At 47.9% G+C, this 24,245-nt stretch carries 23 protein-coding genes; 19 read left to right on the top strand and 4 right to left on the bottom strand.

The features are described 5' to 3' along the window. Nucleotides 1-3 precede the first annotated feature (3 nt). The 4 genes from GN278_15335 (at nucleotide 4) to GN278_15320 (ending at nucleotide 6,010) form a co-directional block, all read left to right on the top strand. Nucleotides 4-1,278: a hypothetical protein gene (locus GN278_15335; GenBank protein XAT62016.1), complete on the top strand. Its 1,275-nt coding sequence runs from the start codon at nucleotides 4-6 to the stop codon at nucleotides 1,276-1,278. 2 nt (nucleotides 1,279-1,280) lie between these two features. After that, entirely contained in the window at nucleotides 1,281-2,042 is a 762-nt protein-coding gene (locus tag GN278_15330) for an ATP-binding cassette domain-containing protein (protein XAT62015.1), read from the top strand. After that, nucleotides 2,039-4,135, top strand: coding sequence for a hydantoinase/oxoprolinase family protein (locus GN278_15325; GenBank protein XAT62014.1), 2,097 nt, complete (start codon nucleotides 2,039-2,041; stop codon nucleotides 4,133-4,135). Before GN278_15330 ends, GN278_15325 begins: the two co-directional genes overlap by 4 nt. Nucleotides 4,136-4,279: 144 nt before the next feature. Beyond that, a complete protein-coding gene (locus GN278_15320; GenBank protein XAT62013.1) occupies nucleotides 4,280-6,010 on the top strand; it encodes a hydantoinase B/oxoprolinase family protein in 1,731 nt (576 codons plus the stop codon). A 135-nt stretch (nucleotides 6,011-6,145) separates the two neighbouring features. On the opposite strand, the gene GN278_15315 is transcribed toward GN278_15320, so the two are convergent. Together GN278_15315 and GN278_15310 are read right to left on the bottom strand one after the other, a co-directional pair. Then, entirely contained in the window at nucleotides 6,146-6,922 is a 777-nt protein-coding gene (locus tag GN278_15315; protein XAT62012.1) for a glucose 1-dehydrogenase, read from the bottom strand. After that, nucleotides 6,910-7,287, bottom strand: coding sequence for a hypothetical protein (locus tag GN278_15310; GenBank protein ID XAT62011.1), 378 nt, complete (start codon nucleotides 7,285-7,287; stop codon nucleotides 6,910-6,912). The genes GN278_15315 and GN278_15310 overlap by 13 nt, the downstream gene beginning before the upstream one ends. A gap of 168 nt (nucleotides 7,288-7,455) precedes the next feature. On the opposite strand from GN278_15310, the gene GN278_15305 reads away from it, so the two are divergent. From GN278_15305 to GN278_15295, 3 genes are read left to right on the top strand one after another with little or no spacing between them, the layout of a single operon-like run. Further along, nucleotides 7,456-8,241: a helix-turn-helix domain-containing protein gene (locus GN278_15305; GenBank protein XAT62010.1), complete on the top strand. Its 786-nt coding sequence runs from the start codon at nucleotides 7,456-7,458 to the stop codon at nucleotides 8,239-8,241. Beyond that, a complete protein-coding gene (locus GN278_15300) occupies nucleotides 8,238-9,146 on the top strand; it encodes an SMP-30/gluconolactonase/LRE family protein (GenBank protein XAT62009.1) in 909 nt (302 codons plus the stop codon). Before GN278_15305 ends, GN278_15300 begins: the two co-directional genes overlap by 4 nt. 42 nt (nucleotides 9,147-9,188) lie before the next feature. Next, the gene (locus GN278_15295) at nucleotides 9,189-10,037 is read left to right on the top strand and encodes an ureidoglycolate lyase (protein XAT62008.1); all 849 of its coding nucleotides are present in this window, start codon (nucleotides 9,189-9,191) and stop codon (nucleotides 10,035-10,037) included. A 145-nt stretch (nucleotides 10,038-10,182) separates the two neighbouring features. Here GN278_15295 and GN278_15290 read toward each other — a convergent pair whose 3' ends face one another. Beyond that, nucleotides 10,183-10,365, bottom strand: a complete 183-nt coding sequence (locus tag GN278_15290) for a hypothetical protein (protein ID XAT62007.1) — start codon at nucleotides 10,363-10,365, stop codon at nucleotides 10,183-10,185. A gap of 320 nt (nucleotides 10,366-10,685) precedes the next feature. After that, the gene (locus GN278_15285) at nucleotides 10,686-11,984 is read right to left on the bottom strand and encodes an aminotransferase class III-fold pyridoxal phosphate-dependent enzyme (protein XAT62006.1); all 1,299 of its coding nucleotides are present in this window, start codon (nucleotides 11,982-11,984) and stop codon (nucleotides 10,686-10,688) included. Nucleotides 11,985-12,417: 433 nt separating this feature from the next. Between GN278_15285 and GN278_15280 the strand changes: the two genes are divergently transcribed. The 12 genes from GN278_15280 to GN278_15225 all read left to right on the top strand — a co-directional run bounded on the left by GN278_15280 (nucleotide 12,418) and on the right by GN278_15225 (nucleotide 24,210). Then, nucleotides 12,418-13,089, top strand: a complete 672-nt coding sequence (locus GN278_15280) for an FCD domain-containing protein (GenBank protein XAT62005.1) — start codon at nucleotides 12,418-12,420, stop codon at nucleotides 13,087-13,089. Nucleotides 13,090-14,017: 928 nt separating this feature from the next. Next, on the top strand, nucleotides 14,018-14,980 hold the full coding sequence (locus tag GN278_15275) for a TIM barrel protein (GenBank protein ID XAT62004.1): 963 nt from the start codon (nucleotides 14,018-14,020) through the stop codon (nucleotides 14,978-14,980). 190 nt (nucleotides 14,981-15,170) lie between these two features. After that, nucleotides 15,171-15,656 carry a substrate-binding domain-containing protein gene (locus GN278_15270; GenBank protein XAT62003.1) on the top strand — a complete coding sequence of 162 codons (486 nt, stop codon included), beginning with the start codon at nucleotides 15,171-15,173 and terminating at the stop codon, nucleotides 15,654-15,656. Between the two features lie 157 nt (nucleotides 15,657-15,813). Further along, nucleotides 15,814-16,794 (top strand): extracellular solute-binding protein, encoded by a 981-nt coding sequence (locus GN278_15265; protein ID XAT62002.1) that lies wholly within the window; start codon nucleotides 15,814-15,816, stop codon nucleotides 16,792-16,794. A 75-nt stretch (nucleotides 16,795-16,869) separates the two neighbouring features. Beyond that, nucleotides 16,870-17,961, top strand: coding sequence for an ATP-binding cassette domain-containing protein (locus tag GN278_15260; GenBank protein XAT62001.1), 1,092 nt, complete (start codon nucleotides 16,870-16,872; stop codon nucleotides 17,959-17,961). Between the two features lie 2 nt (nucleotides 17,962-17,963). Next, nucleotides 17,964-19,622, top strand: coding sequence for an ABC transporter permease subunit (locus GN278_15255; GenBank protein XAT62000.1), 1,659 nt, complete (start codon nucleotides 17,964-17,966; stop codon nucleotides 19,620-19,622). An 8-nt stretch (nucleotides 19,623-19,630) separates the two neighbouring features. Continuing rightward, entirely contained in the window at nucleotides 19,631-20,590 is a 960-nt protein-coding gene (locus tag GN278_15250) for a hypothetical protein (GenBank protein XAT61999.1), read from the top strand. A gap of 288 nt (nucleotides 20,591-20,878) precedes the next feature. Further along, entirely contained in the window at nucleotides 20,879-21,643 is a 765-nt protein-coding gene (locus tag GN278_15245) for an inositol monophosphatase (GenBank protein ID XAT61998.1), read from the top strand. 33 nt (nucleotides 21,644-21,676) lie between these two features. Continuing rightward, entirely contained in the window at nucleotides 21,677-22,648 is a 972-nt protein-coding gene (locus GN278_15240; protein XAT61997.1) for a DUF5107 domain-containing protein, read from the top strand. 246 nt (nucleotides 22,649-22,894) lie between these two features. Next, nucleotides 22,895-23,104: a hypothetical protein gene (locus tag GN278_15235; protein ID XAT61996.1), complete on the top strand. Its 210-nt coding sequence runs from the start codon at nucleotides 22,895-22,897 to the stop codon at nucleotides 23,102-23,104. Between the two features lie 369 nt (nucleotides 23,105-23,473). After that, nucleotides 23,474-23,620 (top strand): hypothetical protein, encoded by a 147-nt coding sequence (locus tag GN278_15230; GenBank protein ID XAT61995.1) that lies wholly within the window; start codon nucleotides 23,474-23,476, stop codon nucleotides 23,618-23,620. A gap of 104 nt (nucleotides 23,621-23,724) precedes the next feature. Further along, on the top strand, nucleotides 23,725-24,210 hold the full coding sequence (locus GN278_15225) for a fasciclin domain-containing protein (GenBank protein ID XAT61994.1): 486 nt from the start codon (nucleotides 23,725-23,727) through the stop codon (nucleotides 24,208-24,210). Nucleotides 24,211-24,245: the final 35 nt, after the last annotated feature.

Below are 24,245 nucleotides of genomic sequence, written 5' to 3'. Positions count from 1 at the left end.
TAATTGCAAATTTATGGTGACGGTTACAACCTGTGTCCGTCACCATTTTTCTACAAACCTTGTCAGTTGATTGTTGCGGTCGGCGGGACAGAAATACTAGGTTGTAATATGGCAAATGCACGCGCGCGCGACTTAAAAAACAGTACTTTGGCAGCTGATATACGGAAAATCAGACTGCTATTATTAGCATTCGCAACAATTCTCATATGGTTGGCTTTTGACTTGGTCTGGACTGATGGATTTGTTCTTACTCCGAGAAATCTGACTTCGCTTTCGGTTCAAATGACGGTCACGTGCATTCTTGCAATCGGTATGACATGGTTACTCATTGCACGTGAAATCGATCTGTCAGCGGGTGCCATAATGGCATTAGTGATCGTTGTCATTTTTCAGCTACAGGTCGTCTACGAAGTGGGAACGTTCATCACGCTAATCGTCGCCTTTGCGACGGGTATTTTGCTTGGTTTGATCAATGGGTCTATCAGAATAATTCTTTTGGTTCCGTCCTTTGTAGTGACTCTTGCGGGTTTCTCGTGGATACGGGGAATGGCGTTTATCGTGTCTGAAGGTCAGACACACGCTGGCGCGAATGAGTCTTTCTATCTAATTTCCAACAGCTACCTGCCGCCAGTCTACTCGGTGGTTCTCATCCTTCTTGCCGGCGGTTATTTCACTTTTAAGGCATTTCGGCAAATCTTCTCGGGGCAGCCCAAGCTTCCGATCTCACGCCTACTCGATTGGTTGCAACTTTTGGTAATTTTAGGTGCGACGATTGGAGCCACGCTGGTTTTCTACATTTATCGCGGCCTGCCGTTTCCAGTTGTGATATTGCTGATCTTGGTTTTGGCTACAAACTGGATCAGCACCAACACAACGTTTGGTCGGTATATCTATGCCCTCGGTGGTAACCCGATGGCCGCTAGGCGCGTAGGGATCAGTATTTCGTTGATGACCATCGGATTGTTTGCACTGATGGGCGCATTCACAGCGCTTGCGGGTGTCATTCAGGCATCTCTGCTGGACGCGGGGCCTCCTGGCATCGGCCAATTGCTTGCTCTGAATGCAATCAGCGCAGCGATCATTGGCGGAACCAGTCTGTTTGGCGGATATGGTTCGATATGGGGCACTGTAATCGGCTCGCTCATGATGGCAAGCATTGCCAACTGCCTTAGCTTGGCCGGAGTAAACACCTTCTATCAGATGGTAGCTACGGGAATTATTTTGATTATCACCATCGCAGTCGACTCTCTGGTCATGAACCGCGGAAAAGGAGCGTAAAGATGACCGTGCGCGAAAACGTAGTACAGGCAAAGAACCTGGGTAAATCCTACGGTGCAGTCACTGCATTGGACGACATTTCCTTTGAAATCGGTCGGGGGGAGATCGTTGGCTTTGCAGGCGACAACGGTGCCGGAAAATCGACATTGATGAAAATGGTTGCGGGAGATGTGACGCCAACAACCGGGGAATTGCTGGTCAACAACAAAACCGAGAATAACTTGACAACGAAACACGCTCAAGAACTCGGGATTTCAATGGTCTACCAAGATCTTGCTCTTTGCGACAATCTCGAGATCGTTGAAAACATATTTCTGGGCAGGGAACTGACCCGGTTCGAATTGGGCCGGTTCAAAGTTATCGACAAGGAAAGGATGCTGACCAGATCACAGGAACTATTGGACATTCTCCAACTTGAATTGCCAAGCCTGGAAGAGCCTGTCACCGCCTTGAGTGGTGGACAGCGTCAGCTGGTTGCTATCGCTCGTGCAATTGCCTTTTCGCCAAAGCTTGTGATCATGGATGAGCCAACTGCCGCTTTGTCTGTCAAGGCAGGCCAACCCCTTCTGGAGCAAATTCGGCGTCTTCCGGAAACAGGTTGTTCGGTAATGATCGTGAGCCACCGGTTGAGCGATCTTTTGGATACCTGTGACCGGATTTATGTGCTTCGGCGCGGAAATATTACTCACGAGTTTATTTCTGGCAACGTGTCAGAAGCGGAACTTCTTCACGCAATTGCCGGCGTATCCCAGGAAAGTCAATGAACAGAGATCTGGACACAACGCGCGATGATCGCGGACAAACGCAAGACGGTGGTACCGCGCGTAATATTGTACTCGGCATTGATATCGGTGGCACATTTACCGACTATGTCGCCTATGACAAAGAAGCGAAAACGGCGACAGCCTGGAAGTATTTTTCGAATGCTGAAGATCCGGCCACGGGTATTTTTGATGGCCTGAAGGAATTCCAGCAACCTGATCGTGTTGAAAAAATTAGGTTGGGTACAACCATCGCCACCAACGCAATTCTAGAACGCAACGGTGCGGTTGTTGGCTACATTGCGACCAAGAACTTCACTGATGTCCCCCATATCGGGCGCGGCGACCGGAAGGGCATTTACGATGCATTCTGGGTGAAACCTGAAAGCCTGGTGAATCGAAAAAATTGTTTTGGTGTTTCTGAGCGTATCTCCAGTGAAGGTGACACGCTTGTGGACTTGGACGAAAAGGAACTTCGGGCGATCGCGCGCCAAATCAGGGATCAAGGCGACATCGAAGTTATCGCGGTGAATTTCCTGTTTTCCTACATATCGCCGAAGCATGAAAAGAGGGCCAAGGAGATTCTCGAAGAGGAAGTTCCGGGCATGCCCATATCGATTTCATACGACGTGCTTCCAAAGTGGAAAGAGTTCGAGCGCAGTTCAACGACGATTGCCGACGCATATGTCAAACCAATCGTTAATGACCGACTGCCCAAGATCATCGAGAAAATTGGGCAGCTTATGCCCAATGCTGATGTGGCGATCATGAAATCGAATGGTGGGGAAACCACCCCCGAGGTGGCCTGCCAACAGCCAGTTCAACTGCTGCTCTCCGGTCCATCCGGCGGAGTTGTTGCAACGCAACATGTGTCTGAGGCCAATGGTATTGAAAGAGTGATGACTTTTGATATGGGCGGGACATCATCTGACTGTGCAATTTGCATCGACGGAGACGTGAACCTGACCACGGATTTCGAAGTTGAGTGGGGTCTTCCTGTCCAGATTCCAATGGTCGATGTTCGCACCATCGGCGCAGGTGGTGGCTCCATCGCCTGGGTCGACAATGGCGGGATGTTGCAAGTTGGACCACGCAGTGCCGGGTCGAGGCCCGGACCTGCCTGCTATGGCCGTGGAGGAACCGACGCCACAGTCACGGATGCAAACGTGATCCTATCTCGGATCGACCACAACAATTTCTTGGGCGGCAAGCTCACTCTGGATCTGGAAGCAGCGCGATCCGCGATAACTAGAATAGGCGATAAACTGGGATTGGGCATTGAACAAACAGCAAAGGCGATTATCGATATTGCAAATAACAATGTCGCGTCAGAACTTCGACGCATGGCTGTGGAAAATGGCCACGATCCGCGAAACTTCTCCCTGATGGGATTTGGCGGAGCAGGGCCGGTTCATGTCGCCGACCTGATGCGCCTGCTCAATATTAAGTCGGGTACTGTCCCTGTTTTTCCTGGCCAGTTCTCGGCATTTGGCTTCACCTGCGCAGATGCCAGAATTGATAGCCAGCGCACTGTTCAGATGCGTTCGGGTTCTCTGGATTTCGACCGGCTCAATAACGTCGCTACTTCGCTTCGCAACACGGTGAACAAGGAGTTTTCGCGACAGGGCTATGACCAAGGTGTTGAAATGAAGCTCTATGTCGATCTTCGCTACGAGGGACAAAACTACGAACTCAGCGTCCCATTTGGTTTTGATCAGTTCGACAAAAACAATATGGATACGCTCCGAAACAACTTTGATTCCGAATTCGACGAAAAATACGGATTCTGTTTGCCCGGAGAACCGATCGAGATCGTAAATCTTTCTGTGACTGGCATCGTTGCACAGCCAAAGCCGGATATAGTAGCGACCTATGGTGAAACGACCTCCAAACCGAAAACTTATCGCGAAGTATGGTTTGAGGAGGGCAGCGTCAACGCGCCGATTTATGATCGAATGCGTCTTCCCGTCGGTGTCCAGATCCATGGTCCTGCGGTGATCGAAGAGGATGTGTCGACTGTGCCAATAAATGCCGGCCAAAGCGTTGAGCGAAAACCTTCTGGTGTGCTGGTGATCAAAGAAATTCAGGGGAATTGACGTGAAATACTCGGCAAACGGATTGTACGTCGAAGAGTATCGCAAGTGCATCAATTGCGGTGAGCTCATCTACGACAGAGGTCTTTTTTACACTAATGATGACGGCTCCAAGATTGGTCCATTCAGCTCGGTCTGGGACATGGAATGGTACCAGGAGCGAGAATCCAGACACAATGCAAAAAGCTTAGTGCCCATCAAGGAATGGCGCTCGGAGAAGCAATCATGAACTTGGTAGACATGAACATCGTCGACAGACGCCTGAAGAGCATTGCTGAAGAAATGGGCATTGTTCTGATGAAGACATCATATTCGACCATTTTCAACGAAGGTCGGGACTTCACTTGTGGTATCGCCGACGACAGCTGTGAATTGCTTGCCTCGGCTGATTTTCAGCCGGCCCAGGTTGGTGGCATGCCTTTGGTTGTTGCATCAATCATCAAGGAAATCTCCTTGTCTGAGATGGATGAAGGTGATGTGATCATCCACAACGATCCGTTTCGTGGCGGCATGCACACGCCGGAACACACCCTGATCAAGCCTATCTTCTTTGAGGGTGAGTTTTTTGGATTTTCGGTGGCAATCGGTCATATTGCAGAAGTTGGCGGCATGGTTCCGGGCGGGTTTCCTGGTGAAGCGACCGAAGTCTATCAGGAAGGATTGCGGGTTCCCCCTGTGAAGATCCAAGAAAAAGGCAGGGATGTGGAGCCCGTTTGGAAAATCATGCTCGCCAACCACCGTACTCCCCGCCAGAACCATGGGGACTTCAGGGCGTTGATTAGCGCGGTGAATCGAGGGGAATCTCGGATCATTGATTTGATCAGGGAATATGGTCCTGACCGATATCGTGAAATCTGCAATGATTTGAAAGACTATGCGGAGCGACGCATGCGAGCTGAAATCACGTCGATCCCGGACGGTATCTATTCTTTCGAAGACTATATGGAGGACGATGGCGTAACCGATCAAGCGTACAAGATTGCTGTCGATTTGTATGTTTCGCAGGATAAAATTGTTGCGGATTTCAGCCGCACCGACGACCAATCGCGTGGTCCGATTAACGCGGTTTTGTCAGTAGCATGGTCGGCGACATACAATGCTATTTTGCACCTGACTGATCCGCAAATTCCCCGAAACTCCGGTGCCTTTCGCCCAATTAAAATCGTGGCGCCACCGGGAAAACTTGTTAACGCAGATTTTCCCGCCGCAGAGGTTGGCGGCAATACGGAGACCCACATTCGAATTTGTCACACTGTCGTCGGCGCTTTGGCCCAGGCGATCCCTGAGCGTGCATTTGCTCCCGACGGCGGTACGCATTCGAACTTCTTGTTTGGCGCCACGGACGAGAGAACTGGAAACTATGCTGTTTGTTATGATTTTACAGGTGCAGGATGGGGCGGAAGACCTGTTGCTGATGGCCACAATGCTACGAACTGCATCAACGGCAATTCTCGCATGAACCCCGTTGAGGTATTTGAAACAAGATTTCCCTGGCGCATCGAGTCTTTTGGTCTGATCCCCGGTAGCGGCGGCGATGGAGAGTATCGCGGTGGCCTGGGTGTGAACAAAGTGCTGACTTGCCTGTCGGACGACATGGAAGTGTCGTTCATGTCTGACCGGCAGAAAATCGCGCCCTGGGGTATGAAGGGCGGGGGTGAAGGGCAAAATGGAAGCGTTCTGATCCGGCGCAAGTCTTCGCAGGATTTCGTCACAGCCTGTGAAGACAGTAACAAAACCTCGGCTAGTAAGTTCAATCGAATTGGGTTCCGAAAAGGGGATCAGATATCTATCAGCTCGCCAGGTGGCGGCGGATATGGTGATCCGAAAGATCGTTCCGCTGAGCGGAGAGCAAGAGATCAGGATGAGGGCTGGGCCTGAGCCCATAAAACCTGCTTAAGGCTTAGGGGCTCCTTAGTTGAGCGAGGCGTACAACTCAATCCGGTCTGCACTTCCTTGTCCGGACCGGAGGTTAAAGGAAATGTCTCGCGCATACGCTAATACATAGAATTAGTCCTAATAAACCTTTGCCATAACACCACCGTCCACCACGATGCTTGTTCCGTTGACGAACGACGAAAGGTCAGACACGAGATAGAGTACGGTGTCTGCCATTTCGCTCGGTTCACCGATACGTTTCATTGGATAGTGCGCCATTGTCTCAGCTTCAGCGCTCGCGGGATCAGGTTGAGCAGCCCAGTATTGTTCAACCATTGACGTCCTGATGTCTCCAGGACAAATACAGTTGCAGCGAATTCCAGCCTTTGCATAGGCCTCGGTAACCGCGATGCCGCGTGTCAATCCCAGAACACCGTGTTTGCTAGCTGAGTAGAGCGGTAGCACTTCGTCAGCTGACAACGACAGAATGGAGGCACTGTTAACAATCGATCCACCGCCTGAACGCATCATTCGAGGCAAAATGTGTTTTGCCCCCAGGAACATCGAGCGCAGGTTGACTGCCATCAACTGATCCCACTCGTCTAGTGTTGTCTCGTGCAGCAGCTTTTCAACCTGAATCGCTGCATTCTGATGAATGAAGTTCAATTCACCAAAGGCTTGCTCAGCTTCATCCAACATACGAATAGTTGCATTTTCGTCAGAGACGTCAGCCTTTACAGCGATGGCATTCAGACCTTCGGAAACGAGCGATGCAGCAGCGGCATTAACCTTGTCCGCCTTGATATCCACCAAGGCCACCGCAGCGCCTTCTTCAGCCAACCGTTTTGCGGTGGCCAAACCAAATCCTTGTGCGGCACCTGTGACAATGCCGGATTTTCCATCTAAGAGACCCATAAATAGTCTTCCTTTCGAGCAAAATGATAGCTAACGCTTGCACCCAGATCGCTTTCTATGACCTTGTCAAAAATGCAGGCGTTGTGAACGATATTGGCTTTGACAGCGCTGAACTTGGTCCACAGCGCAAGGGGCACGCAATCTTTGGTGAATCCGAAGTAAGTCAGCGTGTCCACGTAGTCCTGAAGTGTATCATATCCCAGTACACAATCCGCGATCTCACCTTTGTGGCATGGCATGTTCATTTGAACAACCGCAGCACCAAAGTCAGTCAACTCAACGGACGCTACTACACGATTGGTGATCGTGTATAGATTTGCGTTTGAAGCCCCAACTTGCCCCCAGGGTTTTCGCTCAACGGTCATTTTGTTGTTCCAAAGCGTTGTGTTGTTGACATTAATTTATTATACATTATGATATAATACAATAAAAAATTATACAATAATGTATTTATTGGGGTGAATTGGGTTGTGGTGAGAAGTGAAAACTGTTCTATAATGTAAAATATTAGCGAACATTCGACAGGAGTACTCATGGAAATTGCCACGCTGGTTGAGGCCCAGGAGCCAAGGATTCAGTCTCTTGCAAGGGCTGACGCAATCTTATCCGCTGTTATGAACAACAGGGAGGCAACGCCGCTTTCTAAGTTAACTGAAACGCTCGGTTTGAATAAAACGACAGTGTTCAATTTGGCAGAAAGTCTTGTTGTTTTAGGGTTTCTCATGCGAACGAGCAATCCTAAGGGATACAAATTGGGCCTCAGATGTCTAGAATTGGGAAGGCAAGTATCCAAGAATCTACCTATTTTGGAACTCAGTCGCCCTGTTCTCCGAGAGCTGTGCCAGTCTACTGGAGAAACAGTTAATTTGGCGATGCCATACTTTCAGGAAGCGATCCTTGTCGAAGCCCTGCAAAGTCAACTAGGTGTTCGTGCGACCGCCTACGCCGGCGCTCGGTCGAATTATCACTCTAGTGCATGTGGTAAGGTTCTTTTGGCTTTTTTCCCGGACGAAAGACGAGAATGGGTCTTAAATAATATCGAGTTTACTAAGCTCACCCAATTCACAATCACTGATCGGGGTGAGCTTGAGCAGAAACTGGAGGATATTAGAGTTAAGGGATTTGCAACTGAGGTGCAGGAGAACGAATTAGGTGCGTCTTGTATTGCAGCTCCTATCTTTGGACCATTCGATGAAGTTGTTGCGTCGATTTCAGTGACTGGCGTGGTTCACCGCATGTCACCGGAGCGTGTTGCTGAAATTTCATCAGAACTAAAGGAGCGTTGTGCTCGACTTTCAAGGGAACTCATCGCAAAATGACTTCTTTACCCTCACACGTCCAAATTCTACACGCTGACCTGCGTCTATCGCTTGGTGAAGGCCCCGTTTGGGATTGCGTCGGAGGCTTTCTATATTTCGTGGATATTGAAGGGGATTCAGTCTTTAAGCTTCAAGTTTCGACAGGCGATGTGGACATGTGTACTGTCCGCAGGCCTTCCGCGATTGGCCTTTGTCGGTCTGGCAGGCTGATTATTGCCTGTCGGGCGGGAGTAGTTTTGTTGGACTTCGAAAACGGAACAGTCAGCCCGATGTGCAACCCAATCGAACATAACCCTCTCGCACGCCTTAACGATGGAAAAGTTGCTCCGGATGGTAGCTTTTGGGTTGGCTCTATGCAGAACAATATCGCTGAAGATGGGGCGCCCATCGAAATAAACTCAGACATCGGCGGCATATTTCGCGTTACGTCCGATGGTTGCACAGTTCCTCTTCTTCCTGAAACATTGGGTATTATGAATACCCTCGCATGGAGTCCAAACAATCGTGAGTTTTTCTTTGCTGACAGTATGAAAGGGGCTCTATTTTCGGCTGTTCATAATACTGATGGAACACTTGGTTCAATTAAACGGTTCAATACCGATTGCCCACTAGGCGTACCCGACGGGTCAGCAATGGACGAAGAGGGTTATCTATGGAACGCGCGTTGGGGCGGCGGCAGTGTCGTTCGCTTTGATCAAAGCGGAAATATGGACCGAACCGTCAGTATTCCTGCAACGAACGTAACGAGTTGCTGTTTTGGTGGACCGGATATGAAAACTCTGTTTGTAACAACGGCTCGGTCAGGGTTAAGCAGACAAGCAGTCGACGAAAACCCCAACGAAGGGGCTCTCTTTGCGGTGGACTGCGGTGTTCGAGGAATGCCCGTATCGGACTTTCTAGACTAAGCCGTAGCCACGAAATTTACTTTGCATAAAATTGGAGATGATATGAAACTTGTTCGATTTGGCTCACCGGGCCAGGAAAAACCGGGAATTTTGGATCAAGAGGGGAAGATCAGGGATCTGTCATCGGTTGTCGATGATGTTTCTGGCCGCGCGCTGTTAGATTCTGAGCTGGAGAGAATTCGGAGCACGGACCTTTATGGTCTCCCTTTGGTCGATGAGGGGACTCGCTTGGGGGCCTGCGTATCTGGGATTGGTAAGTTCTTGTGCATTGGCTTGAACTATAGTGATCACGCCAAGGAAGCAAATATGCCAATCCCCGAAGAGCCGATCATGTTCATGAAAGCAACCAGCGCTGTCGTAGGGGCTAATGACGATGTCACCATTCCAAAGGACTCAAACAAGTCTGACTGGGAAGTAGAACTAGGCGTAGTTATTGGTAAAACTGCTCGTCATGTCGCTGAAGACGATGCGCTATCTCATGTAGCGGGCTACTGCGTCGTGAATGATCTTTCTGAACGCGAGTTTCAGATAGAACGGGGTGGTCAGTGGGTCAAAGGAAAATCCTGCGACACGTTTGGTCCAATTGGTCCGTGGCTGGTTACGCGAGATGAAATCCCAGATCCGCAGGCATTGTCGATGTGGCTTGAGGTGGACGGTGTCCGGTATCAGGACGGCTCAACCTCAACGATGATCTTTGGTGTCGCGGAGCTCATTTCATATTGCAGTCGTTTCATGACCCTGGAGCCCGGTGACGTCATTTCAACTGGCACGCCTCCAGGCGTGGGCATGGGACAAAAGCCTGAACCTATATATCTCAAGACTGGTCAACAAATTCGGCTTGGGGTCGAAGGTTTGGGCGAACAGGAACAAAAGACGGTAGCCTTTAACTGATTGGTTCGACTTTTTCCTGCAGTTGGATTCTGAAAACGTGCACTGGATTCAACTGTAGGAAATTCGCTGGTTGGTTGGATTAGCACTGTAGGATCGTCGGAGCCAGGCTCTCTACAAAGCCTGCTTCGTGACATTCCGAAACCCATTACGGAATAATCTGCATGACGTTCTGCGTACCATCTGATCGCTGAAATGACGAAATTTGCTGATCGCGAATCACGTCGAACGCGTCGCTTTCAATCTTTACGTTGATGTTTTGGTAAGCTTCGTTGAAGGCGCCAAGTAGTGCTTTGACGTGGTCGGTATCTGGGATGTCTTCAGCGAACAAGCGCACTGCGCCTGCCGTATCTGCCGGAGCTGGGCTGTTAAAGTTACTGCCTTCGCAATTTTAAGCATGAGCGACAGATGCCATGCCCAACACAGGAAGTATTGTTGTACAGCTCAGGAGAGATGTGCCTAGGCTCTTGAGTTTCAGATCAGTAGCTTTAGTTGCTTTCTTCCAATTAGAATTTTAGTAAATTATATTTTTATTATACATTATAAATTATAACAATTGAGTTTTTTGATCTGTATTCGTTCCCTGATTTTTGCAAAAATTTCCCGACACAGTGGCGATTTATGCAACTGCGTCGGGAAGTTCAGGGGAGATCAGGCGATTTCCTCTGCCGCTTCTCTGACCGCGGCGATCGTTTCGTCCAAAATATCATCGGTATGTGTAGAAGATACGAACCAGGCGCCACGCTCCAGAGCTCGCACGCCGCGTTTCAGCATTGCGTGGCAAAGTGCTCTGTACCGTTCTTTGTCAATTGCAATCAGGTCCCGATATTCCCGTGGCTTTTCAGTCAGTCCAAGTCCAACATGAATGAAGCCAGGGAATCCGGCGATTGAGGCCTGAACACCAGCATCGGCAAGTGCTTTCTCGATCCCTTCTTGCAATTTAATGCTTTTGTTATTGAGATCGTTATGGAAACTGGGCACAGAAACATTTTCCAAAGTAGCTATGGTTGCCGCCATCGAAAGTATTTGAGAATTGTAGGTGCCGCCGTGCAATACTCCGCCAGTGGCAAACAGTTCCATGAGATTTTCAGGGCCAGTTATCGCTGCCACCTGAAACCCGTTTGCCATGGCTTTCGCGAATGTTGCCAGATGCGGAGTTACACCGAAATACTGTTGAGCCCCGCCGGGTGCGAGCCGGAATCCTGTAATTGTTTCGTCGAAGATCAAAAGCGTGCCATATTTTTCGCAAGCTTCTTTAGCGCCCTCAAGATATCCATCTCGTGGAGCAATTGCGCCAGAATTGCACATTGCAGGCTCCATGATTACAGCTGCAATATCGCCTTGAGCCAATCGTGTTTGAAGTAAGTCCAGATCATTCCAAGGAAGGATCACGAGCCCAGAAGAGGCCTCTTCTTCCTGACCTTTAGAGAGCGGAGTCACATTTGGAGTTTCCCTTGAACCCGCTGCTTCCAGCGACGGGGCGTTCGACCAAAGAACATTGTCAAACCATCCGTGGTAATGACCTTCGAACTTGATGACCTTCGTTTGGCCAGTTACTGCGCGGGCAAGACGAAGTACGCCTTGGACTGCTTCAGATCCAGAGCCTGAGAAACGTACGCGCTCTGCAACGGGGACAATCTGGCATAGTAATTTAGCTGCATCGACCTCAAGTTGACTTTGCCCACCGAACAAAATGCCATCATTCATGCTGGCTGCAACTTTTTCACGAACAGCTGCAGGATTATGGCCTAAGATCATTGGACCCATGCCAAGGTAATAATCGATCAGACCGTTCCCGTCGACGTCATGGAGAATGGCTCCTTCTGCTTTTGTGAATGCTAGAGGCCCCGGCAACATACCAAGACGAAAATTGCTACTGACTCCACCCGCTAGGTAGCCGGAAGCTTCAGTGATAAAGTCTTCGGATTTTTTGAAAGAAAGAGTGCTCATTTCAACTTTGTTCCTTAATGTATAATTCAAATGTAATAATAATCTATATTATGAAATTATACAATAGAGGATTCAATTTAGTAAAACCGACGGGGTTAATGAGTTCTCTATTGTAGAATTCTTCTTCGAAGTCAGTAGTGGAACTGGACGCATCTCGGAATGGGGTAAATCCATTCGGGGCTTCATTAATAACCTTGCTCAAGCTCGTTGAAGGTATTGCTTCAATTACGAGTGCCAACAGATTGATATCACTCTAAAGAAGCAGAATTTCTTCCTCCCAAGACCAATGCCGAGTGCAGAACCTACGATTATTAGTGTTACAATTCTCAGGTTGTAATTGTGGGGTAGAAAACCTGCGAAAACAAAGTTACTTGTTATAACACGTAGCGATTGGTTGTTACTAAGATTAATTTGCTAGGAGACTAACTACACTATGAAAAAACTGAGTCCTTCGAGCTTTCAGACGCTATCTGCGCCGATCTACCATGATTTGATGGAACAATTGATCTCGGGTGCGTATGAACCAGGTCAACGCTTAAAGCTAAACGAATTGGCAAAGCAGACCGGAACGAGCGTGTCGCCAGTTCGAGAAGCTCTCATCCGCTTGGTTGCCGAGGATTCTGTTGAGATGTCTTCACTAAGAGCCTTTGCTGTTCCGATTCTATCGAGCAGCCGTTTCAGCCAGATATTATCTATGCGATTAGTCCTGGAAGGATTGGCGGTTGAGAAAGCAACTGAAAATATCACACAATCGGACGTCGAGGAATTGTCCAAGCTTCATGCAAAGTTCATCAGCGCGGAAGCCAATCAAGAACGAGCGGAAGCTCAGTCGCTCAATCGAAGAATTCATTTCATGATCTACGAAAGGGCGGACATGCCAATGCTGATGTCCTCAATCTTGAACTTGTGGGCAAAGATGGGACCAATCTTGCGTGTGTACTATTCAAAGCGCATTGATGTCACGATCGGGGCTCCTGATCATCTAAATCTTTTCGAGGCGCTCGGTGCTAAAGACTGCTCTAGAGCTGTCGCTGCAGTACAAGCTGACATAATTCATGGCTGTAGTGCCATTGGCAACTACATTCGCGAATTAGAAGGTTCTTAGACTAACCTGTCCGTCAGTTGAAAATTGCCAACTTGATAAATCCTGTAACAATTCTAGGCCAGGAAAGAGTTCTGTTCCGACAATGGCAGATCGTTCGCCTGTTTAAGGTACGCGGCGGTTATAGAGAGGATGTAACCGTTGTCTAGTTCCCAAACTGATAAGATAGCGCTATACCAGCGCTTCGGAGCTCTCGTTGATTCTTAGAGGGTTTCTGGTCAGGACCCACAAGCGAGGGGCGGGCAAGATTTACGCACTGTTCGCATTGTAAGCGGAATTAATATTCGAGCCTCATGGCAGAGGCTATTATTTATAGTGAGACGGTCAATGAGGGTGCTAAATGGTAGTTGCCTATCATCAGTGTCTGTCTAGGGCCGGACGGCGCAGTAGGGTAAGTTGATTTGATTAAATTTGGACGGCATAGACTTCGAGCCTAAGGAGGTCGAGGCCTTCCTCAATGAAACGCCTGTCTTTGCCTGCTGCAACCACTTATCGATCGATGTGATCAAGGGCTAGGTTGCCTTTTCAAACGCCCTGTGCAGAATGTCACACCGGCGCAAAAAACTGGGAGATAAACGAGTTCCTGATCAAAACCTGTAAACTAAATCGGATCGAATTTCACGGCTGTCAATCACATGTCCTAACCGCCATATGCAAGTAGCATATACAGATCGATATCAACGCACTGCAACAATTGAGTTAATCAAAAACCGTGTGATTGGCGTACTGCTCGCGGAAAGGTTACGATTTAATTATTGACCATATAAGATATAACTTATAATAACATATGGGGTTACTTGATCGATTTCCATCAAAATCGGCTGAGTTTCTTGAGCACTAATAAAAGGGCCGCTTGGGGCTTGGAGACGAAGAATGAAGCAAGTGAATACGCAATCCGGCCATCAATATTTCAACACGGAGACATTCTGAGATGCGTTTATCGATTGTGGCGAAGCCAGCCACGAAAGAGCGACTTGAAGCTGTGCGGCAGATAGGTGCGCAGGATGTCGTTTACTACAGTGTCGAAGATCGGGGCGCAATTTTCGATCAATTTGGAGCGTTTGTTGAACGGGCGAAAGCTGCGGATCTTCGCGCGACAGTGGTAGAAGCCGGCCCACCGATAGGCAAGATTGTTATGGGCGAGGATGGATGGCGGGAACAGACCGACGATTGGGTCGATGCGATCCGTTTGCTGGCGTCTCATGGTGTCGAGGTAATCTGCTATAACTTCATGCCGCAAGTTTTTGACGATGCAATGGTTGTTCGCACCAGCTTTGAAACCAAAACGCGTGGTGGAGCGATCACCAGTTCATACCGCGCAATCGATGTTGACCATGAAACTTTGGTGGAAGCAGATGTATTGCCTATTTCGAAAGATGAGATGCGCGCCAATCTGAAGCGCTTTCTAGATGAAGTTATTCCTGTTGCGGAAGACGTTGGCATTAAACTTGCCATGCATCCTGACGATCCGCCGACATCACCAATGGGTGGACTACAGCGGATCATGTCCAGCGTCGAAGACTATGACTGGTTGCTTGCCGCCAATCCTAGCAAAGCCAATGGAATTACATATTGCATCGGCTGTTTCGCGGAGCTGGGTTGCAATCTGGAAGGGCTGATCGATCGATGGAGCAATCGAATTCACTTCGTACATTTCCGTAATATAAGAGGGTGTCAGGATGATTTCGTGGAAACTTTCCCGGACGACGGCGACGTAGACCTGCTGAGCGTGCTGCGAAAGCTGAACGAGGTCGGCTACACCGGATGTATTCGCCCCGATCACGCACCGAAGCTTTCGGGCGAACATGTCGAGATCGAAGGCTACGGATTTCAGGGCCACATCTTCACAGCCGGTTATCTTCGGGGGCTGCTTACTGCGGTTGCAACTGAATAGAATGCGATCGTTAGCGACAAGTCTCTTGTTGCGGTGCGCGCCTTAGATGCTGCCAACGGCTAAACTGCTCAAAGCGCGGTTTAGCATCACAAAGACTATGGCCCTAACCCGATATTTTTATGGTCGAGAATATGTCTGTCGGTCAGGAAATCATCGCCATTGGTATTGCTGGACATAAACGCTCGGGTTAGTGATTATCACAGATAATTCGGGCAACGAGGGGAAGGGCACCAATATCCTCGCCACGCCCTACCCCGAAACCAGTTATACCAAAGCGAGCGAACTTGTATCGTCGGCCATTTTCGAGCACCCATATCTAAAAGGTTTTTATGCAACGCACTTTGCGGCAGCGACTGGCGCGGCAGCTGAAATTCTTCAGGCAGGTCGCCAGGGCGACATTAAACTAGTCGCATTTGATGCTGGTCCGCAGCAGGTCTGTGATCTTCGCGCTGGTGTGTATGATGCCTTGATCGCTCAGGAGCGCTACACGATGGGCCATGGTTCGGTTTGGTTGCTCTTGCAATTTCTGAGTGGCGAAGTGACCGCATCGAATATTGATCAAAGTGTAAAAACCTTTCTGTTGTCGCAACGCGTGACAACATGGACGATCCGGAAGTTTCCAAATTTTCCGATATGGAAACTTGCGAACGTTAAAAATACTTTGGACGGTCTCTAATGCTTATTATCGCCATCGGAACGACAGGATCCAAAATTTCGGCACTCTAAAAAATTATCTTAATGCGAGTTCTATTTGCTTTTTATCAGGCGTTTCCATGTTGACTTGGTACCCGAAAGGCGTAAGATATAACTTATAAGACAATCAGGAGGAAAAAATGAAAAAGATAATTTTAACCGCAAGCGTGATGGCAAGCATTGCTTTGTCATCTGCGCCGGCAATCGCAGAAGAAAAAGTGACGGTGTACACAGCTGTACCACAGGTATTCATCGATGAACTTGTGCCAATGTTTGAAAAGCAGACCGGAATTGATGTTGAAATCATCAAAGCTGGTTCTGGCGAATTGTTGAACCGTTTGACTGCAGAGGCAGCACGCCCGATGGCTGACGTGCTTTGGAGCGTTGATTCGTCTGTTGTTGATTTCAACCCAACTCTGTTTGAGGCTTACGATCCAAAAGGTACAGACGCCCTTTTAGAGGGAGTAAACGAAAGCGAAAAGGCGAGCCCATTCTCTGCCGTTGTCATGGCATTCATTGTGAATGAGAGCAAACTCGACGGACTGCCTGTCCCGCAAAGCTGGGTGGAGTTATCAGATCCAAAGTATGATGATTACATCTCTTCAGCAAAAGCAAATAGATCTGGTTCTTCGTATATTCAACTTGCGACTGTTCTTCAGCGCTATGGTGAAGAAAAGGGTTGGGAGATTTACAAAGGATTGCTGGCAAACTTTGTCCTGTCCGACAGTTCTGGTGCCGTACCTCGTTTCGTAAATGATGGTGAATTGGCAATCGGTGTTACTTTGGAAGACGCAGTGCTTAGATTCATCCAAGGAGGTGGGCCAGTTCAAATCGTGTATCCTTCAGATGGAACAGCCTTCCATGCTGACGCGATGGCGCTTGTTGCCGGAGGCCCAAATGAGGCCAACGGTCAGGCATTCCTTGACTTCATGATGTCCGCTGACGCACAAACGGTTGTAGCCGAGCAAGGTCGTCGGCCGGTTCGCGGTGATGTGGCGTCAAACCCGGCACTCTTGCCAGTAAGTGATATTGTGAGAGTGAATTATAATAATGCTTGGGCAGCGGAAAACCGCAAGCGGATTGTATCTGCTTGGGAAGATATGCTGCTGGACGTTCAATAAAAAAACTTATGGGACCCATCTGGCCTTTGGCCGCAAAAGGATGGGTCCTATATCCTAAAGACTGGATTTAATAATATGGCCTCCATAAAAGTTGCGGGACTGCAGAAGCTCTACGGTTCTTTCGTAGCGCTTTCCGATATTAATATAGATGTCCCTAGTGGCACGTTTTTTACCCTTTTGGGCCCATCTGGTTGTGGCAAAACCACTCTCTTGAGGGCAATTGCTGGTTTTCACAGCCAATCTGCAGGTGATATCTTTGTCGATGGTCAGTCGATCGGCGACCTACCGGCTCACCGGCGCGATGTTGCGATGGTGTTCCAGGACTATGCGGTGTTTCCACACATGAGTGTAAGGGACAATATAGCATTTGGATTGAAGCAACGCAAAGTACGTGCGGCAGAAATAAAAACAAGAGTTGATGATGTTATCGATGTCGTCCAGCTTGGCAAACTTGCTGATCGAATGCCTCATGAGCTTTCAGGGGGACAACAACAACGGGTTGGGCTCGCCCGTGCTATAGTCGTTCAGCCAAAGGTGTTACTAATGGATGAGCCGCTTTCGAATCTAGATGCAAAGTTACGCGTGGAACTCCGCGCGGAACTACGGCGAATTCAGCAAGATCTAGGTGTGACAACCGTTTACGTTACACACGATCAAGAAGAAGCGTTGGCAATGTCGGACGTAGTTTGCGTTATGGCAGGCGGAGTTATTCAACAAGCGGAGCCACCGTTTGAGGTCTATACTCGACCTTCAAACCGCTTTGTTGCATCTTTTGTGGGGTCCAATAACTTTATGCAAGTCGACCTTAACGACTCCAAATTTTCGCTTCGTTCAACTGGTGAAGTTATCTCTTCGAGTGTTCGCGCTCCAAAGTCTGGTTCTTTTGTTGGCGCGGTTCGACCTGAAGATTTGGACATCCTTCCATCCAGCGCACAGACTGAAGACGATAAAACAAAATTAGACGTGCCAGTTGTAATTCAGGAAGTTAGCTACGTTGGACGCGAGATCGAAGTCTATGGTCAGACAACAAATGGGGAAGTAATCAAGGCTATTGGACGTCCTGACGCAGAACTCATCACGTTAGCGCCCTCCGATAAGGTAGTATTCAGAACCCAAAAGGAAAAAGTCTTGTTCTTTGTCGATGAGCATTTTGGTGGGCGTATCTAGAGATGCTACAGGTGTTACAGAAGAAATTGGATTTATGGACGATCGTTACGATAGTCATTATAGCTTTGCTATGTATCTTGTTATTGCTGCCCATTATGCAAATTTTGATATTGGGCTTCATGGACGCAGAAACAGGTGCGTTCACATTGGCTAATTTCCAAACGGTTCTTACGCGGAACTACTATGTCAATGGTCTGAAAAACACATTGTACGTGGGAATCCTTGGCACTGTGGGGGCTTGCCTGATCGGTATTCCTTTGGCGTTTTTCACGGCCCGTTTCAAAATTCGTGGCAACGCGTGGATACAAACCTTGGCAATCCTTGTCCTAGTATCACCACCGTTCATCGGGGCCTACGCATGGATCATGATGTTGGGGTCGAATGGCTTTATTACGAATGCATTCAAAGCAATCGGCCTAGATACCCCAACAATCTACAATGCGCCCGGGATTATCCTAGTGTTTTCACTGAAGTTTTTCCCGTTCATTTTCCTAATGACGCAAACTTCCTTGAACAACGTCAACAAATCTTTTGAAGATGCTGCTGAAAATTTGGGATGTAATCCCTGGCAACGCTTCAGGAAGGTTACCTTGCCGTTGGTTTTCCCAGCTGTCAGTACGGGCGCAATCATATGCTTCGTTCTGTCAATCGCTGACTTCGGTACACCTGCCATTCTTGGAAGAGGTTTTAGAACTCTATCTACCATTGCTCTAGGTGCGTATCGTTCGGAACTTGGTGGTGCGCCAACGATGGCGGTCACAGTATCCATCTTGATGATGGTAATCTCTATGATTGCACTGGTTATACAGCGCCGAATTCTCGCAAAGAAGCGATATGCAAGTTCTCTCACAAACCTGCCAGTACCTGTGAAGTTGGAAGGGTGGAAAAACTGGGGTATTCATATTTTCTGTCATGGGCTTGTCTTAATAGCGATGCTTCCATCAATTGTTGTGATCTACACTTCGATCTTGAAAACCAAGGGTCCCGTATTTGTCGGCGGATTTGGATTTGAAAGTTACCAACGTGTTTTGCGGGATGCTCCGGAAGCGATCTTCAATAGCTTCAGCCTCTCAATCACGGCTGCACTTCTTATCACTATCGCATCAACCTTTATCAGCTATGTGATTGTTCGAAGGGAAACGAAAGTGGCAGCATCAATAGACTTTCTTATGATGGTTCCATACCTTGTACCGGGTGTTGTGATGGCCATTGGTTTTGTGACTGTGTTCAGAAACGCAATGCCAGATATATTCACCGCAACCGTGCTTCTTGTGATGGTCTATTTCATTAGGAGACTGCCTTACGGTGTGAGGGCTACATCTTCGAGTCTTCGTCAGATTCAGCCATCTCTGGAGGAAGCAGCGATTAATTTGGGTGCTTCGCCATTAGGTGCGTTCAGGATGATAACCATACCGTTGATAATGCCAGGTATTATTATCGGTGCATTAATGGCTTTCATCACTGCAATCAATGAACTGTCGTCCACAGTCATAATCTACGACTCTGGCACCATCACCATGCCGGTACAGGTCTATATCGCGGTATTGGATGGTGAATTTGGTACCGCCGCGGCACTGTCTACTATTCTGCTCTTAAGTACTGGTATTTGTGTCTATGCCGTATTCCGATTTGCAGAAAACCGTGATTCCGCGTTTTTGTAGGGCGACATATGAATTTTGACCTCTTCTCGCGCTCAAAATTCCGCGCTAACGACAAGTTTGGGGATGATGTAGCCTTAGTGCTTCCGAGTGTTTGTTTCGGCGTCTTTGATGGCGCAACGGATGCTGAAGGACGAAATCTAAATGGTGTTCCCTATGGCCGAGCTGCCTCAATGGCGGCTTCCCAAATCCTGGCTGAACTCCTGTTGCCATATCGAAACAGAGAAAAAGACGCGGAAACACTGTTGGCAGATCTCTGTACGTCTTATGCGAGAGCATTTGAGGACTACGACCTTGATCAGCTTCCAGCCACCACTGTGGCTATGGCCATAGATTGTGGTACCAATTGGCGGTTCTTGTCACTTGGAGACAGCGGTATTCGGATAAACGGCGACCGGGTGCTAAAGCATGACAAGATTATTGATAGCATCTCAACGGAAGTACGAGTTTCAATTTTCAAAATACTGGCCGAAAAATTCGATGATTCCGATGAGCATGAATTAATAACACGACAGGCCATTTTTCTTGGCTTGGCCGAAGCTCGATCTCGGGGCCTTCTCACTGAAGACGTCGTTGAAATGCTTATCGAAGAAACCATTGGCAATTTGAATTTGTCGGGAATTTCGGAGATTGTTCGCGATTTTTTGCTTCTCGGAATTCGGCGCCAGAACCGGTTTTCAAACAGCGATGAGAACTCACTCTGCTATGACATCGTGTCGAGCAGAAAACCAGTTTTGGGCCAGTGGGTAGAAGAGATTGTTCCGAAACAGGAAGTGAAAACTATTGAGATTTTTAGCGATGGTTATGCGTCTTACCCAGAAGAAGTAAGTATTGCTGCATGGGAAAAAGAATTTTCCAAGTGTGATGAGGTGGATTTCCACCGAATAGATGAATTCGCAGCAGTGAAAGGTGGCACCTCGTCAGAGTTTTTTGATGATCGTACTCTGATTGTGGCGCACACGCCCAACTAGGAAAATTCAAAGCATGTTAGCCTAACTTCATTAAATAAGTTTGATTTGAATATCAGTAAGGATTCGCGCCATGTTACAGACAGATTCGGGTTAAATTTTATGCTTTCAAGCGAATGCTTCGCGTACTTCATCAGAGATAATGCACGCAATATAAGTTATAAGTTATTTGTTTGTTGACATAAAAGCTTAGGTGCTTATCGTCAGGATGGGCGTTGCACTCAAAGTGATGCAGTGGATGTAGACGCGCAAAGTGCAAAAATAACTCGAGAAATAGTTTTTGACGAACGCATGACAAATTTTGATACAATACGACTAGACTTCGCAAAAGCTTTGGCGCGTGAAGTTGGAATCTTGGCCCGGGAAATGCAAAAGAAACTTGGCCAAGTTGAACAAAAAGGGCATCAGGATTACGTCAGTGAAGTCGATCGAAACATCGAGGCAATGATCCGCGATAAGGTTATCGAGGCTTTCCCTGGCGATGTTGTGTTAGGTGAAGAGCTTGGTGGTCAGACCGGGGATAGCCTTTGGGTGGTGGACCCGATTGACGGAACATCTAACTTTGTTCGCGGCCAGAACTTCTGGTGTGTGTCGATTGCCTACCTGCGAGATGGTAAGCCGGTCGTCGGCGTAATTTATGCGCCTGCAACAGACGAACTGTTTTATACTCAGGCTGGGCAGGGGGCCTTTTGCAACGGCGCGCCGATGCGAGTTAAAAAGGTCAACAACGAAGCAGAGGCAGTGCTAGAAATGGACTGGTCACCTTCGGAATCTCGGGAAGAATTGCTAAGTATGTTGGCCAAGTTCCTAAAAGCTGGGTTTGAGTTCCACAGATCAGGTAGCTGTGCTTTGTGTTTAGCTAATGTCGCCAATGGCAAGATGGATGCCTACTGGGAGGTATTTGTGAAGCCATGGGATGCTCTGGCTGGATACTTGCTTGTGAAAGAGGCTGGCGGACAAACGAATGACTTCGAAAGTAATTTGTTTGAAAACCAAGGGAACCTCATTATTGCGGCGTCACCAGAGCTTTTTGGAAAGATCCTTAAGCTCATTTAATTAATCTCTATCTCCAGCACCAAAGAGGGCTCTATGACTTGCAGAGTGGACACTAATTGGACTTATCATGGGCTATGCGCCGTACGTTTAGAGAACAAGTTTATCGCAGTAACAGTTCTCCCGGAGCGCGGTGCGAATATTATTGATATTACGGACAAATCCAGGGACAGAAACTTGTTATGGCGGTCTGAACGGATTAAACCGCACGCGGTCACTCTTAAGGCTGATTTTGATGACCATTGGGCTGGCGGTTGGGATGACATTTTCCCAACTGGACGCCCATGCAAGAATGAATACGGCGACCCACTTCCTTATCTTGGAGAGCTCTGGAGTATTCCACATGACTGTATTGTGCTTCAGGATAATGATGATGTGGTGCAGATCAAAACGTTTGTCAAAACGCCCATAACACCAGCATATTTTTCACGTACTATCACGCTGCAAAAAGATAGCGATGAAGTTGTTTTTGAATACGAAATCAAAAATATTGGCACACTGCCCTTCCGTTTCCAATGGGGCATTCATCCAGTATTTGCAGTGACGCCCCAATCTCGTGTTATTCTGCCTTCCAAGAGCGCTCTCGTGGATGAATGGCTAGGCGGGGCTTTTGGAGAAGAGGGCGAGACATTCCAATGGCCCCACCACAGGGGCATTGATATGCGGCAACCCTTTGTTTCTGACGAGCGCAGCCTAGCACTTCATTATCTGGATACTGACAAGGGAAACAGTTTCGTGCTGGCAGATTATGACGGTGCGTTGAGCATGACGTTCGATCGCACTACTTTTCCATGCCTTTGGTACCTTATCAACAATGGCGCATCGCGGGGTGATACGCATTTGGCGATAGAGCCGTGGACCAGCGCGCCAAGTGGTTTGAGCAATGAGCCTATTTTGGGAGAAATTGCGCAGATTGAGGCTGGTGGTGTCAAAAGGGCAATTGTAAAGTTGAAGTCGTCTAATGATCAGAAGAGAGTAATCGCAGCGACAAATCTGGATCAAGAGTGACAGTGGTTGACATTGGTATGCCAGGGCAACGTGTTATTAGGGCACCTGAATGCGCTGCGAATTGTTTGCTCTCGGAATTTCTGTCGAACCCCGGTTTTTGTCCTGAATTGACTAACACCAGTTTTCATTTTCTGATTAACGAAAAAGAAAAAAATATCGATACTGACATCCGCAACACCTAGGCTGTAAACGATGACATCGATGGCGCGATTTCAAATGGAATTAATGTGCCGAGCAGATTGAAAAATGCGCCTGCATTTGGGCATTGGTTGTGAACTTGATGCAAAAGTGATCAAGACAGTGCGTGTGTCTCTTGATTTATCGACAGATTCTGGATTGGTGTGGTGCCGGACTGTGCAACAGGCGCTTTACCTAGACTTTGCTGCGCGCGGTCGGTTTCTTTCAACAAAAACCAAAATTACTTGCCGCTACGGATATTCGCATCCGGGTTGGTAACCCACGCACAGCTGTGAAACTCGGTTGTACCGCCGGACCCAACGGGACTTTGGGCAACGAACCCGACGCGAATTTTTTTGGGAAAAGACGGGACTGTCTAGCCCCATTTCTCATTACCACTAATTTTGGCTTTCTCTAATAAGGTTTCTGGGACGGGTGGTCCCATGCCCAATGCGTGATGAGGTCTACCAACCACTCACCGCAAAAGCGTTTATTGAGATTGGACACTTTGCTACATAGGTAACTTTTGGGATCACTTTTACGCAGAACGTCATCTTACACCTAAAAAACTAAAGCCAAACTGGCATTTATGCTAAATTAAATCACATAAATTTTCTGGGTAACACCTCACAGCATTGGACTTCAGTTTTGACGTTTAAAGATGGCACTGGCGCAGACAACGTGGTGTCCTTCAGTGTTGCCGTCGCATGCAAAGATCAATTAATTAATAAAAATAGGGTTGGATATAAAATGCTGCCTGAGAATTTTGAAAAAGTAATCGCAGAGTATGGATGAGGCCATGCTGGAGAAAAAATAATTTACCAAGTGATCCAATAATAAAATTTCATCGTAAACCAATAATCTGACATCAAGTTGGTGTTTCTAAATTGGAGATTGATATGATCAGACGTACTTTTTTTTCAATGACATGTGCCACAGCAATTTTGACCGCTTCTTTGGGCTTTGCGGGCGGGCACTCAAAAGATATAGTTGATACGGCAGTTGAGGCTGGCGCATTCAATACATTGGTCGCAGCTGTGCAAGCTGCCGGTCTGGTGGAGACATTAAAAAGTGAAGGACCATTTACCGTTTTTGCACCCACGGATGAAGCTTTTGCAGCTCTCCCAGCGGGAACAGTCGAAACCCTTTTAATGCCGGAAAATAAGGCACAGCTGATTGCGATCCTGACCTATCATGTGGTGGCAGGCAAAGTGATGAGCGGTGATCTCAGCAATGGAATGACAGCTCCCACAGTTCAAGGAAGCAATATAACCATCATGACAGAGGGTGCCGTCACAGTAAATGGCGCGAATGTCATAACAGCAGATATTGAAACGTCAAACGGTGTCATTCATGTAATTGACGCTGTGATTATTCCTGAATAAATTAATGATGCGCAGTTGCCTATCTTTGGATAGGC

This window comes from Rhodobacteraceae bacterium Araon29, assembly GCA_039640505.1.
Taxonomy (GTDB): domain Bacteria; phylum Pseudomonadota; class Alphaproteobacteria; order Rhodobacterales; family Rhodobacteraceae; genus CABZJG01.
The sequence above is the reverse complement of the archived record's forward strand: the minus strand, read 5'-3'. Positions and strand labels throughout refer to the sequence as shown.

Excerpts from the sequence above, each read along its gene's own strand:
- GN278_15330 (XAT62015.1), top strand. The coding sequence starts at position 1,281 with ATGACCGTGCGCGAAAACGTAGTACAGGCAAAGAACCTGGGTAAATCC.
- GN278_15325 (XAT62014.1), top strand. The coding sequence starts at position 2,039 with ATGAACAGAGATCTGGACACAACGCGCGATGATCGCGGACAAACGCAA.
- GN278_15320 (XAT62013.1), top strand. The coding sequence starts at position 4,280 with ATGGTACCAGGAGCGAGAATCCAGACACAATGCAAAAAGCTTAGTGCC.
- GN278_15315 (XAT62012.1), bottom strand. The coding sequence starts at position 6,922 with ATGGGTCTCTTAGATGGAAAATCCGGCATTGTCACAGGTGCCGCACAA.
- GN278_15310 (XAT62011.1), bottom strand. The coding sequence starts at position 7,287 with ATGACCGTTGAGCGAAAACCCTGGGGGCAAGTTGGGGCTTCAAACGCA.
- GN278_15305 (XAT62010.1), top strand. The coding sequence starts at position 7,456 with ATGGAAATTGCCACGCTGGTTGAGGCCCAGGAGCCAAGGATTCAGTCT.
- GN278_15300 (XAT62009.1), top strand. The coding sequence starts at position 8,238 with ATGACTTCTTTACCCTCACACGTCCAAATTCTACACGCTGACCTGCGT.
- GN278_15295 (XAT62008.1), top strand. The coding sequence starts at position 9,189 with ATGAAACTTGTTCGATTTGGCTCACCGGGCCAGGAAAAACCGGGAATT.
- GN278_15285 (XAT62006.1), bottom strand. The coding sequence starts at position 11,984 with ATGAGCACTCTTTCTTTCAAAAAATCCGAAGACTTTATCACTGAAGCT.
- GN278_15280 (XAT62005.1), top strand. The coding sequence starts at position 12,418 with ATGAAAAAACTGAGTCCTTCGAGCTTTCAGACGCTATCTGCGCCGATC.
- GN278_15275 (XAT62004.1), top strand. The coding sequence starts at position 14,018 with ATGCGTTTATCGATTGTGGCGAAGCCAGCCACGAAAGAGCGACTTGAA.
- GN278_15265 (XAT62002.1), top strand. The coding sequence starts at position 15,814 with ATGAAAAAGATAATTTTAACCGCAAGCGTGATGGCAAGCATTGCTTTG.
- GN278_15260 (XAT62001.1), top strand. The coding sequence starts at position 16,870 with ATGGCCTCCATAAAAGTTGCGGGACTGCAGAAGCTCTACGGTTCTTTC.
- GN278_15255 (XAT62000.1), top strand. The coding sequence starts at position 17,964 with ATGCTACAGGTGTTACAGAAGAAATTGGATTTATGGACGATCGTTACG.
- GN278_15250 (XAT61999.1), top strand. The coding sequence starts at position 19,631 with ATGAATTTTGACCTCTTCTCGCGCTCAAAATTCCGCGCTAACGACAAG.
- GN278_15245 (XAT61998.1), top strand. The coding sequence starts at position 20,879 with ATGACAAATTTTGATACAATACGACTAGACTTCGCAAAAGCTTTGGCG.
- GN278_15240 (XAT61997.1), top strand. The coding sequence starts at position 21,677 with ATGACTTGCAGAGTGGACACTAATTGGACTTATCATGGGCTATGCGCC.
- GN278_15235 (XAT61996.1), top strand. The coding sequence starts at position 22,895 with ATGCGCCTGCATTTGGGCATTGGTTGTGAACTTGATGCAAAAGTGATC.
- GN278_15225 (XAT61994.1), top strand. The coding sequence starts at position 23,725 with ATGATCAGACGTACTTTTTTTTCAATGACATGTGCCACAGCAATTTTG.